The sequence below is a fragment of the Corynebacterium sp. ED61 genome (assembly GCF_015233855.1).
Lineage (GTDB): Bacteria > Actinomycetota > Actinomycetes > Mycobacteriales > Mycobacteriaceae > Corynebacterium > Corynebacterium dentalis.
Window position 1 is genome coordinate 84,050 of record NZ_JADGIT010000006.1, and the last position, 12,309, is coordinate 96,358.

Annotated in this window: 12 protein-coding genes; 6 read left to right on the top strand and 6 right to left on the bottom strand. The window is 58.4% G+C overall.

Annotated elements, in window-relative coordinates:
• Nucleotides 1-13 precede the first annotated feature (13 nt).
• Nucleotides 14-1,417, bottom strand: coding sequence for a hypothetical protein (locus tag IM764_RS08145; RefSeq protein ID WP_099298494.1), 1,404 nt, complete (start codon nt 1,415-1,417; stop codon nt 14-16).
• A gap of 75 nt (nt 1,418-1,492) precedes the next feature.
• On the opposite strand from IM764_RS08145, the gene IM764_RS08150 reads away from it, so the two are divergent.
• Nucleotides 1,493-2,350 carry an alpha/beta fold hydrolase gene (locus IM764_RS08150; RefSeq protein WP_194187492.1) on the top strand — a complete coding sequence of 286 codons (858 nt, stop codon included), beginning with the start codon at nt 1,493-1,495 and terminating at the stop codon, nt 2,348-2,350.
• Nucleotides 2,351-2,442: 92 nt separating this feature from the next.
• Nucleotides 2,443-2,721: a biliverdin-producing heme oxygenase gene (locus IM764_RS08155; protein WP_194187493.1), complete on the top strand. Its 279-nt coding sequence runs from the start codon at nt 2,443-2,445 to the stop codon at nt 2,719-2,721.
• Nucleotides 2,722-2,739: 18 nt separating this feature from the next.
• On the opposite strand, the gene IM764_RS08160 is transcribed toward IM764_RS08155, so the two are convergent.
• A complete protein-coding gene (locus tag IM764_RS08160; RefSeq protein ID WP_194187494.1) occupies nt 2,740-3,261 on the bottom strand; it encodes a hypothetical protein in 522 nt (173 codons plus the stop codon).
• Between the two features lie 289 nt (nt 3,262-3,550).
• Here IM764_RS08160 and IM764_RS08165 point away from each other — a divergent pair, with 289 nt between their 5' ends.
• The 4 genes from IM764_RS08165 (at nt 3,551) to IM764_RS08180 (ending at nt 7,758) form a co-directional block, all read left to right on the top strand.
• Nucleotides 3,551-4,993, top strand: coding sequence for an HtaA domain-containing protein (locus IM764_RS08165; RefSeq protein WP_194187495.1), 1,443 nt, complete (start codon nt 3,551-3,553; stop codon nt 4,991-4,993).
• Nucleotides 4,994-5,054: 61 nt separating this feature from the next.
• Nucleotides 5,055-6,161, top strand: a complete 1,107-nt coding sequence (locus IM764_RS08170; protein WP_194187496.1) for a hemin ABC transporter substrate-binding protein — start codon at nt 5,055-5,057, stop codon at nt 6,159-6,161.
• The gene (locus IM764_RS08175; RefSeq protein WP_370551575.1) at nt 6,158-6,985 is read left to right on the top strand and encodes a FecCD family ABC transporter permease; all 828 of its coding nucleotides are present in this window, start codon (nt 6,158-6,160) and stop codon (nt 6,983-6,985) included. Before IM764_RS08170 ends, IM764_RS08175 begins: the two co-directional genes overlap by 4 nt.
• Nucleotides 6,982-7,758 (top strand): heme ABC transporter ATP-binding protein, encoded by a 777-nt coding sequence (locus tag IM764_RS08180; RefSeq protein ID WP_194187498.1) that lies wholly within the window; start codon nt 6,982-6,984, stop codon nt 7,756-7,758. The genes IM764_RS08175 and IM764_RS08180 overlap by 4 nt, the downstream gene beginning before the upstream one ends.
• On the opposite strand, the gene IM764_RS08185 is transcribed toward IM764_RS08180, so the two are convergent.
• From IM764_RS08185 to IM764_RS08200, 4 genes are all read right to left on the bottom strand, one after another.
• Nucleotides 7,755-8,657 (bottom strand): glycosyltransferase, encoded by a 903-nt coding sequence (locus IM764_RS08185; protein WP_194187499.1) that lies wholly within the window; start codon nt 8,655-8,657, stop codon nt 7,755-7,757. The genes IM764_RS08180 and IM764_RS08185 overlap by 4 nt on opposite strands.
• 60 nt (nt 8,658-8,717) lie before the next feature.
• Complete coding sequence (locus IM764_RS08190) at nt 8,718-10,478, bottom strand: long-chain-fatty-acid--CoA ligase (RefSeq protein WP_370551576.1); 1,761 nt, start codon at nt 10,476-10,478, stop codon at nt 8,718-8,720.
• 113 nt (nt 10,479-10,591) lie between these two features.
• The gene (locus tag IM764_RS08195; protein ID WP_194187500.1) at nt 10,592-11,380 is read right to left on the bottom strand and encodes an ABC transporter ATP-binding protein; all 789 of its coding nucleotides are present in this window, start codon (nt 11,378-11,380) and stop codon (nt 10,592-10,594) included.
• A 25-nt stretch (nt 11,381-11,405) separates the two neighbouring features.
• Entirely contained in the window at nt 11,406-12,290 is an 885-nt protein-coding gene (locus tag IM764_RS08200; RefSeq protein ID WP_194187501.1) for an ABC transporter permease, read from the bottom strand.
• Nucleotides 12,291-12,309: the final 19 nt, after the last annotated feature.

The following is a 12,309-nucleotide window of genomic DNA, read 5'->3' on the forward strand; positions in this document are numbered from 1 at the left end:
TCTATCGCTTCGCCTACGCGGCCGCGTGTGAGGTTCCAGCGAACTCGCGAATGGACTCGCACACGGACCGGCACCAGCCGGACACGTTGGACCGGGCCTCGGGAGTATCGGGATAGCGAACCCGGATATGCATCCCATCGTGGTTCACCACAAACCACAGCATCACACCATTAACCTTGATTTCCGCTGAAACGTGTTGTGGATCAAGCGCAGGATCCACCTGGACAGGCAGTTTTCGGTTGTCTAGCCAGCTCACCGCCAGCATCCCGGTGGTGTGAGGCATACCTCCCCATGGCTCCAACAAGGGCTCCAGAGGGTAGCTGCCCAGCTTAATAGCCTCCTTTACTGATTTCATAGCTTCCTGCGGATCAGAGGATGAGCAACGGATGACTGAGTTGGTGATGAACCATCCCATGGCTTGTGCCCAAGTTCTCGGAGGGGTGAAAGGTTGGCGTCGAGAATGCACTGGGAACACCGCTTTCAACGGTGCCATCGCGGCGACTGCCACGCCGAGGAGACGGACACCACGCTTCTGAGCGGCGGTCTCGAGGGACTGTAACCCCTCCGCATCGACTACATCATGAATTTTTACAACCTGATCCCGCGGTTCGGATAGATCTCCCAGAGGGAGGGGAAACGTGGGCATCTGACCGTCGACCTCCATGATGCGCTTCCACGCACTATGCACTGCGGCGGGAGCCAACGGCCGGGCGAGAAGATCACGGGTGTGCTCGCCAAAAGAATGAGCCGGCGGAAGGACGGGAGAAGGAGTGAGGCTACCGGAAGTCCCCGCCTGGATGGCGTGAAGAAATGCGGTGAAATCGCGGATCAAAACCAATAACGACCACGCATCTGTGTGGCAATGATCGAGGCCAATGACCACCGTGGCATCCGTGAACTGATGAGGAGTGAGGTCACCATCGCCCGTCATAGACGCAGCTTGAGGGTCAATGTGCGTGGTGTGATCAACCACGCACATCTGATGACTGGGGGTGGCAAACGGATCGCAAGCTTCGTCAAAGACCTCGCGGAGCACCCTCCGAGGATCTGTTGAAGATGTAAAAGTGGAACTGAGGCGGACGCGTGGATGCGAAGGCCGAGCCGCCGACCACTGACCACTGCTGACATGCACCATTTCCAACGCAGGATTCGAGGGATTGACCACCCGAGTACGTAACGTCTCGTGGCGTTGAATCACCTGTAGCCAGGCCTGTTCCAACTGGGTGTCCGTGGCGGCTGAGGGCAGTGCAAAAGCTACCGCCATCCACGAACCAGGCCGTGGACCTAGAGAACAATGCCGCTTCTGATCAAAAGAGATGGGTGGGGTGGAACTGGTCTTGTACGGTTGCGCGGTAACGTCGTAACGAAGAACCATCCCCGGACGGAGATCCATGTTGTACACCGTTGTGAGTCGCATGAATCCGACACTAAGCAGCGAATATTTCCACGGTGTTGCGGGGTTATTGATGAACACGAAACAGAGGATCGGCTCATGAACTCGAAAATTTCCTTGCCAAATGGTCAAGAAATCGCCTACGACGTGCGAGAGCGTGGAACCATTTCCGTGATTCAGTTGCACGGCCTGACCAGCTCTCGAGCGCGGGATGAAATTCTCGGATTAGACTTCACCGCTGACATTGATGGCGTGCGAGCCGCGCGCTACGACGCGCCGGGACACGGGGAATCACCGGTACCCTCTGTCGGCGACGCGATGCCTGCCGACTTCTCCTGGCCGCGATTGGCTGAGGTGCTGGAAGGGGTGATGGACAGTATTTTCCCGAGCGGAGATACCGGTGAAACGTCGAACTCTACGGCAGACAGTACCACTGCACCCACCCAGCACGTTGTGGGAATCGGACAATCCATGGGCGCCGCCACACTGTTGACCGCAGCCGCGCGTAACCCAGAGCGATTCGCAGGTCTCGTCCTAATAATCCCACCGACCATCTGGGAGGTTCGTGGCGACCAGGCAGAACAGTACGTGCGTTTTGCGGAACTGATTGAACAACACGGAATGTCGCTGTTCCGCGATGCATCCACCAGCGGGCAGCTCCCGCCCGCCATTGATCCCGAACGCCCAGATACTGACCCTGATGTAGACCCAACACTGTTGCCGACGCTCTACCGAGGGGCCGCCCGCACCAATCTGCCACCCCAGGAAGAGATTGAAAAGTTGGATATTCCGGTGCTGATCTTGGCATGGACGGAAGATCCCGCACATCCACTGTGGAGTGCTGAGGCTTTGGCAGAGGCTCTACCGAACGCGGAACTGGAAGTCGCGGATACTCCGTCGGAAGTGGAGAATTGGCCGGCGCGAATGGAAAAGTTTATTGCTTCTACCGGGCGGTAGGTAAAGGTAGCCTAATTTAAGCTAGGGTAAGTTTTTGTCTAGGGCTCTCACGAGGGGGTTCTGAACTTCATTCAAAGATCGAGGACTTAGCCATGGCTACTGCACCATCTGAACCATCCGCGGATACTCTCTCCTTAATCTCCATGCAGTTGCGGCAGGGGACTGCACGGGCACATGAGGATGCGGAAAGCTCACACTTCGTGGCATGGCTGATGGACGGAACGCTGAGTGCGGCCGCGTATGCTGATCACACTGCGCAATTGTGGTGCGTGTACTCCGCGCAACAAGAGTCCATGATGAGCGAAGCGGTAGCGGCATTTAGTCACAATCAGGCAGTGTTTGAAAGCTTGTCGGAGCTGCATAAGCCCTGACTGCGGATTCCCTATGCTTCACAGAGGCTGGGAATGCTCCTCGTCTGAGTAGTCGACTTCATGAGAGTCTGGCTCTTCGAAAGCGGGGGAGGAAACTTTCCATGCGGTGGACAGGCCCGGAGCAAACCACACCAGGGCGACTGCGATGATCGCACAGATTGCTGCGCCAGTGAGCGCGTATTCTGCGGAGACAAAAAAGAGACAGACTGCACACAGGGTCATGATCGCAAGCCAGACAAGAGGGAGGGCCCAGCCCAGCTTGAGCTGGGAATCGGCATCCGCTTCGTACCAGTTCAGATCGGGGAAGCGACTGCGTGCCTCACTGCGCAGGCGGCGAGGCGGGCACGTAGAGATGCCGTAAACCGTGAGCAGAAGCACAGCTGCTCCCGCCCCGGCGATAGCGAGATGACCTGCAGCGCCGCCGTACGCCAAGATTCCTGCAGCAACGGCAATACCCAGGCGTTCTACGCTGCTGAGTGGAAGAGGGAGCTCGGGATCGACGTCCGGGTACAGGCGAGTGAAATCCGCGTATAAAGCCATGTTGTTCCTTGAAGGGGGCACGAACAATCCTTAATTAGGATTTTCCAGTTTTTATGTTTAGGCTAACCTTAGTAAGCTAAGCCTGATCTTGCCTAATCTTTCAACGTCGCAGACCGAGAGAAGAGAGCGGGCTCCACGCAACTGCTTCGTTGCCCACCCTGCGCATGCAGACGAGTTTTTGAGAAACGAGAAATCGGTGTCTTTCCTCCCTCGCGTAAACCGCTCTCCACGATCCATTTTTGCGGCTGCCGCAGCAACCGCCCTCACCCTTGGAGCCAGTTTTATCCCGATGGCCGCAGAAAGTACCTCGGCTATCGCAGCGGCGCAGCCGTGCATCGGGGGTCAGCGCACGGTGCAGGGCGGCAACTTGGGTTGGCGCTTGTCCGACCGGTGGATGGAATACATGGCCAAGCCCTTTGTCCTAGGCAAGGTCAGCGGAAGTGGATGGGACGGTAAGCAGTTCAACTTCACCCCGACCCCGCAGGGCACATCTGTCGCAGGAAACCAAGGAACAGTTAAATTCCAAGGCAACATGAAGTTCTATGGCCATGCTGGTGCGCTAGACATGAACCTTTCTGATATCACAGCGAAGGTGCACGGAAACACCGCAGAACTGCAGGTGGACTACGTCTCCAACGATCCTTCAAACCGCGAGGCCGGTCTCATGGGTCAAAAAATCACAGGCCAAGATGTCAGCATCGTGAAGATCAAGTTGGCCAATCCGACCAATTTCGACTCGAACTCGGTCAATCTTGCTGGAACCACCACACTCACTGCCGAAGGTGAAAAACTCTTCGGAAGCTACAAGGCAGGTACCGAGTTCGCCCCGACCACGGGTTCACTGAACATGGGCTGTGGCAGCCTTTTACCATCCATCCCGGGCGTTGGTGGAAATACCGGAAACTACGGAAATACAGAGAAGCCCGGGTCTGAAAACGAATCAGCAACGCCACAAGGTCGAAACAGTGGAAATGACCCGAGCGAAAATGATCTGGGCCACAACAACGCCACATCCACCACGAGCAACGGGGCGGCACAGGCGAACGGTGCCGCGAGTGCCGCAGCCACCGGTTCTGCTGGAACCAACGCAGAAGCTTGTTCAGCTGCCGATTCCGTGGGTGTGACCCAATCTCAGGCGCAATGGGGAGTTCGCGAATCCTTCCGCAACTACCTGTCCAGCTCTACCGCCAATGGTGGTTGGGCGACTGGTGGCGTCGGAGAAAACGAAGGCATCTTCCAATTCTCCGGTAACTCGGGCGCGGTGAATGTCGGACAAAAAACCGGCACGTTGCTGTACCCAGGAACGATCCACTTCACCGGACATGGCGGAACCCTAGACATGGTTTTGTCCAACATGGAGATTCAATTCGAGGGCAACTCGGGCCGACTACTGGTTAACGCCCGCTCCAATTCCACCGACGGCAAGCCATATGACTACGGACGCATCGTGCTCGCGAACTTGGAATCCCTCCGCCAAGGATCGGGGAACGGTGGTGCCATGAATGCCGCAGACTCAGATTCCAGTGTCTTTGACGAAATGGCTACTGATCCTGCACACAGCACCAACCGTGGTGAGGAAGGCGATCAATTCAGTATTAAACCCACCGCACAAGGCGGTAACGGCAGTTTCGACGATGCTCGCGTGTCGGTGCTCATTCTGCTCGCAGCCCTGTTTGTCATCGGCGGAGCAGCATTGACTCAATTCGTTCGACGCAACCTTACCGCCGCCTAAAAGTTCCTTCCGCTCGTCACGGCTCTGGCTGCGGCGGGCGCTTGCATTGTCTGAGGTAAACATGAACCACCACGTGCCATCACGTCACCGCCGAGCCCTGCTCGCAGCATTGACCACCGTCACTCTTGCCCTTGCTGGATGCTCCTCGTGGGATGGGAGAGAAACAACTACGGACTCGTCCAATTCCGACCTGATTTCCGAGATCCAAGGTTCAGGGAAAGATGTGAACCCGCGGGAATTGAGGGGAGTTTCGACAGTAGGAGTGCTGGATGAGGTGAAGCCTGTCGCTGACAATCCAGAGCCTCAGTTGCCTGTCGAGCTCACCGACAACGATGGCAACGACGTGAAAGTCGAAGATACCTCCCGCATCGTTGCGCTCGACATCTACGGCACGTACACAGAAACGCTCAGGGGACTGGGGCTAGGCGAAAACATCGTCGGGCGATCCAGCTCCTCCACTGAAGCTTCGCTCCAAGACCTGCCGGTCGTGACCCAGAGCGGCCACGATATCAATGTGGAGGCGGTGCTATCGCTTGAACCTACGTTGATCGTTGTTGACCACTCCATCGGCCCTGCTGGGGCAATTGATCAGCTTCGCGATTCTGGAGTGCCGACTGTGGTCATGTCTCCTGATCGCTCGCCAGAGAAGCTCGGTGAAAGCATCCGTAACCTCGCGGGCGTGGTGGGCCTTCCTGACGAAGGCGACACGCTGGCGCAGCAATCCACCGATGAACATGACGAAGCGATCCGCACAATCAAGGAGATTGCCCCCGAGCGACCACTAAAAATGGCCTTCCTTTATGCGCGCGGCGAGGGCGGAGTGTTTTACGTGCTAGGTAAAGAAGCCTCCACCGACGACCTCATCTCAGCACTCGGTGGCAAAGACGTAGCCACGGACAACAGAATTGGAGCACCCTCGCCGGCTAACGCCGAAGCCTTAGCAAAGCTAAATCCTGACGTGTTTGTCATGATGTCCCACGGCCTCGAATCGGCGGGACAATTGCAAGGCCTGTTGACTCGCCCAGGAGTAGCCCAGACCACCGCCGGAAAGAATCAGAGAATCTTGGCTCTGCCTGATGGCGATTCCCTAGCTTTCGGCCCGCAAACCGGGGAAATGCTTCTGCGCGCGGCCCACGCTCTGTACCAAGAAAACGGAGAGTTGATGTGACCTCGCAGGTATCGACTAGCGAGCAGGTCTTCGCCGCCCGGCGAACAAAACGACTTCTGCTTTTCACAATTCTGATCTTGTTGGTGTTAGGCGTGGCCGTCATGTCAGTTTCGGCCGGGCAGTTTAGCGTACCGGTGTCTGACCTTGGCAGAGTGCTGTCCAAGGGGCCGTTGGGCGCCAGGCTGTTGGATGAGACCGTGGTGTGGAGGATTCGGATCCCCCGCGTCCTCCTTGGTTTGTTGGTGGGCGCTGCGCTGGGTGTCGGCGGCGCGCTGATGCAAGCCGTCTTTGCCAATCCGCTCGCCGAACCATCCGTGATTGGAGTCACTAGTGGCGCAGGGGTGGGCGCGGCTTTTGTACTGGTGACGGGCTGGAATTTCCTTGGTGGTTCTACCGTGCCGCTAGCGGCGTTCATCGCCGGACTCGGATTGCTGGTATCCATCAGTATGGCGGGCACATTGGATTTGCTGGCTCTGGGGGATCGTGCAGCAGGGCACGTGGGTATCGACGTCCAACGCTTGCGGTTCGCAGCGATCACCACTGCCACGCTCCTGACCGCTGGGGCGGTGTCTTACGCCGGGCTCATCGACTTCGTGGGGTTGGTCATTCCTCACATCGTGCGCACTATCGTCGGACCGGCGAACAAGATTCTCATACCTGCGTCAGCCTTGGGCGGAGCGGTGCTGGTCGCAGGTGCGGACATGGTTGCACGCACAGCGGTCAACTTTGCTGATCTTCCCATTGGTATTTTCACGGCTTTGGTGGGCGGCCCCACGTTTTTCATTCTTTTACGACGTCTGATGAAACGAGGTGGAATGCAATGACCGCCGTTCGTGTACAGGCAGCGACTGTCCGATTAGGAGACAAGGAGATAGTATCCGAGGTTGATTTTGTTGCTCGACCAGGTGAAATCACAGCGTTGATCGGCCCAAATGGGGCAGGAAAGTCCACACTGCTCGCCGCCATTGCTGGGGATGTCACGCTCGCCCACGGAAGCGTGCACATGGGAAAGATGGACATCAGCGCCGCGAGTGCCAATGCACTGTCTCGTACCCGGGCTGTGATGTTGCAGGACACGCAAGTGGCATTCAGCTTCCTGGTGAGAGATGTCGCCGAAATGGGTAGACGTCCTTGGTCGCGTCACCAGGAGGCGGAAGACGACGATCAAATCGTCGACGCCGCGCTGCAAGCCACGGACATCATTCACCTCGCGGCCCGAGAGGCGATGACGCTATCGGGCGGCGAGCGTGCGCGAATGGCGCTGTCCCGAGTGTTGGCACAACGTACATCAGTAATCTTGCTCGATGAGCCGACGGCGGCGATGGATATTCGCCACCAAGAGCAATCGCTGGGCTTGGCCCGTACTCTCGCGAAAGAAGGCGCGACGGTAATACTTGTCGTGCACGATCTCAACGCAGCGGCGGCTTACGCTGACCACATAGTCTGCCTTTCAGCTGGTCGCGTAGTTGCCGATGGAACGGTTTCCGAGGTCTACACCGCGGAAACACTCAGTTCAATCTATGACTGGCCCATCGAAATTGTGACCTTGGGCGACGGCCAGGTTTGCGTGCTGCCGCGAGGAAGAACAGCGAACTAGGGGCGTTCGAACTTCTCCGCCCGCCCCTTAGCGTGCAGGCGGAACCAATCGCGGAATCCCTTGATGTCCCGCTTCTGGATCAAGAAAAACCATCCGAAGCGGGCGTACTCCTGTGGTAATAGCTTGCGCATGCCCGGCTGGTTCATGATGTACCCGCGGTTGCGGTACGTGAAGTAGCGCTTGAACTCGTTATCTGGGTACTGCGTGTGCATCTTCCCGCCCAGGATCGGCTTGAACTCGTCCGAACCATCCGGGTGCAGATACGCAGCCTTCAACGAGGTGCCGAATGCCAGCCCGCTGCGGACCAAACGGCGGTGGTATTCCACCTCATCGCCGCGGATGAATAGGCGATAATCGGGAACACCAATGATCTCCATGGCCTTGGCACTGATGAGCGCGCCGTTGAACAAGGAGGCAATTCCGGGGAGGAAATCGCCCTCTAGCTCGTCGAGTTTCCGGCGCCACACCAATCCTTGGCGCAGCGGGAAAGCCAAGCGTTGCGGGTCGGCGATATTACACACCACAGGACTGACCTCATCCAGCTTCTCGCGCTCAGCCACGCCCAGCAGGGTGGCCAGCACATGGTGGTCTGCAGGGCGTCCGTCATCATCGGCGCACCAGATAGCGTCGGCACCAAGGGACAGGGCGGTGAGGAAACCGTACGCAAAACCGCCTGCGCCACCGAGGTTCGTGCGGCTGGGCAGGTAGACGGCACGCTCGCCAGCAATCCTGCTGACAAGCTGTTCTACCTGCGGATCAGCACCATTATCCACCACGATGATGTGGCTGACGGAGGCTCCTTCTTGGAGGGCCACTTGCTCCAGGCTGGCGGCCAACAAATCGGCACGATTGTGGGTGACGATGACGGCGGCGATGCTGTCCGAACGCTGAATTGGCATGTGTCCAGTGTGCCACCCACGTCCGCACGGCACTCACTGTGACGCGCTACTGGGCAGGAGCTACTTCTGACGCTTTATAAACAGGTCTTTGACCTCGCCGCGGCGCACCTTGCCCAGCTGGTCGGAGGGCAGCTCGTCGAACTGCTCGAACACGCGCGGCACCTTGTAGCGGGTCAGCTTCTCGCGGCAGAACTCCTTGAGCTCTTCTGCCAGCGCATCATTCAGCTTCTTGCCGGAGCTAAGAACCACCGCGGCACAGACCGTTTCGGAGCCGTCGTCCCGGTTCAAGCCCACCACCGAGGCGCTTTCCACTGCCTCGTGTTCGGTGAGCACGGCCTCAACTTCGGCGGGGTAGATGTTGAAGCCGCCGGTGATGATCATCTCCTTGATGCGGGAGACGATCTTCAAGAACCCGTCAGCTTCCATCACGGCCATATCGCCGGTGCGGAACCAGTCCTCGTAGAACGCTTCTTGCGTCTCCTTGGGCATGTCCAGGTAGCCGCTGAACACCTGTGGTCCGCGGACCAATAGTTCGCCGGCCTCGCCATCCGGCATGGTCTCCGCGGGATTGTCCGGGTTACCGATGCGAATTTCCGTGGAAGGGAACGGCACGCCGATGTTGCCCTCGCGGCCCTGACCCATGGGGTTTCCGCAGATGATAGGGGAGGTTTCCGTCAAGCCGTAGCCCTCCACGATGTTGCCGGAGGTCATCTTCTCCCAGCGGTGCACCGTGGCCAACGGCAGGCTGGATGCACCGGAGAACGAGCTGCGAATGCCGTTGAGCGAGACATTCTGCTCCTCGGCCGTGTCCATGATCTTCTCGTACAGAGTCGGCACACCCGGCAGCCAGGTGGGGCAGTCCTTCTTCATGATGTCCATGATCAGGTCCATCTCCGGCGAAGGCAGCAGCTGCAGCGTGCCGCCGATGGCCGGTGCCATGGTGAAGTTCATGGTCAGTCCGTACGCGTGGAAAATTGGCAGCGCTGCCAGCATCTTTTCCGTGCGATTCTTGCCCAGGTTCTCCACCCATTCCAGCCCCTGCTGCAGATTGCTGATGAGGTTCATATGGTTCAGCAGCGCGCCCTTGGGAGTGCCCGTGGTGCCGGATGTGTACAGGATCAAGGCCGCATCGCGGGGGTCCACCTTTTCCTTTTCGACGCCATGCTTACCGCCCTTTTTCAAAAATTCCGCAAAGCTCAGGGAAGATTCTGTCGGGCCAGTCAGCTTGGCTCGTGCATCCTTCAGCGCGCGAATGGGAAGTGGCAGGGACAGCGCGATCCGCTGTGCGGTGGGCATGCTGGCGATCAAGCTGATATCGATGACGGTTTCCAGCGGGCTGTTCTTTTTCAGCTCGAGGGCAACCGGGTTGGCCTTTTCCCAGAAGAAGCCCACCTTGGCCTTGTGATTATTGAACGGAACCTTCAGCTCGCTGGCTGTATACAGCGGGTTGTGCAGCGCGGGAACGGCACCCACGCACAGCACCGCGTAGAACGCGATGGCCGTCTGCGGGGAGTTTGGCGCGACGATTGCCACGAAGTCCCCCTTGCGTACGCCGAGCGCTCGAAGCGCAGACATCGCGCGTTCCACCTGAGCGCCGTATTCCTTGTACGTGGTGGACTTTCCGAAGAAGGTGAACGCGGGAACATCGGCGTATTCCTTCACGGCATTGTCAAAGACATCCACCAGCGTGCGCGTGTGGGCTTGCGTGTGTCCGTTCGCGCCGGGGCCGAAGAGTTCATCGATATCAATATCGTGAGCGGTCCACGGTGAATAGTGCTCTAACCATGTCTTATTGTTGAATGCTTCTGATTGCGTGCTCACGTTATCCAGTCCTCAAAGTCGGTGCAGGTGTACGTCTAAAAAGTTTATTTGTTCGCTCTTGTCGAGTGTAACCGCCTGCGAGACAACAGCCACCGGAGCTCAATCAGCAGAAACTACAGTCGCCCCAGATCCCGCAGCACATTCCGCACGTGCTGCTGCGCGTCCGGCCCCTCGTACGCACCAACAACTTCGTCCACCAGCCCGGCCTGCCGGACTTGGCCGTGGTCGATCCACAGCGCACTGTCGCACAGCTGCGCCAGGAACTCGTTGCTGTGTGAGGCGAACACCAGGATGCCGGAGTTCTCCACCATCTTCACCAGCCGTTCGCGCGCCTTGGCCATGAACGCCGCATCTACTGCGCCGATGCCTTCGTCCAGCAGCAGGATCTCTGGCTCGATGGACGTCACCACGCCCAAAGCCAGGCGAATGCGCATGCCCGTGGAGTAAGTGCGCAGTGGCATGGACAGGTATTCGCCCAGCTCACTGAACTCCGCGATGTCGTCCATCTTCCTGTTCATCGCCTTGCGGGACTGGCCCAGGAACAGCCCGCGGATCACGATGTTTTCGTATCCGCTGATCTCCGGATCCATGCCCACGCCCAGGTCAAACACTGGGGCCACGCGTCCCCGCACCACCGCGGAGCCTCGCGTGGGTTCGTAGATCCCCGAGAGCAAACGCAGCAGCGTGGATTTACCAGCACCGTTGTGGCCCACCAGGCCCACGCGGTCGCCCTCTTCCAAGTGCAGGTTGATATTCCGCAGCGCCTCTACGGTCACCGTATTGGAATCATTCCTGCCGATCTGCCCACCCGCGGCGCCGAGGAAACTCTTCTTAAGAGAGCGGGACTTGGCGTCGAAAATAGGAAAATCAACGCACGCATCGTAGGTGTCAATGCTGACCATGTTCAGTACCTTCCTTGGCTTCTTTTTAAACCCAGTAGCTGACGCGGAAGCGCCACTTTCGCATGGCCAGCACAGCCAGCAGCAGGCCCACGGCGGTGCAGGCCAGCACGATAAACCAGTGGTAGGCCGCCACTTCTTCGCCGATCATCGGGGCACGGACGATCTCCAGGTAGTGGTACAGCGGGTTGATTTCCGCCAGCTTGGCGCGCTGGGCTACCTCGCCGCCTTGGGTCTCCAGAGTCTTGGTGGTCCACACGATCGGGGTCATGTAGAAAGCCAGCTGGACCAGGGAATCCAGCAGTGGAGCTACGTCGCGGAAGCGGGTGGAGATGATGCCGAAGAGCATTGAGACCCACACGCCGTTAATCAGAATCAGCGCCATTGCGGGAATAACCAGCAGTACGTTCCATCCCAGCGCGGGGCGGAAGATGGCCAGCAGAACCAGCCAAATCACCAGGTTGTGCAGGAGGAAGAGGAATTGCTTCCACACCAGGCGATAGACGTGGACGCTCAGCGCGCTGGGGAGTTGCTTAATCAGGCCCTCGTTGGCGATGAAAACCTCGGCACCTTCCTTAATACAGCCGGCGATGAAGCCCCAGATGATCAGGCCCACTGCCACGTGCGGCAGGAATTGCTTGAGGTCTTGCTGGAACAGCATTGAGTACAGCAGGCCCAGCGCCAGGGCCATCACGCCGGTTGCCACGGTGATCCACAGTGGTCCTAGCGTGGAGCGACGGTAGCGCTGTTTGATGTCCTGCCAGCCGAGCGCTAGCCAGAGTTCGCGTTGTTGGAATCCTTTCCGCAGGTCATTCCATGCGGTGTGGAAGGTTTCGGAGCGGCTTTCGGGGGCGCCGGTGTTGATCTCGGCGGTGATGCGCGCCAGATCGGGCTGTTTCCGTGGCTCGTTCATTGTTGGCATTCTACTCGGT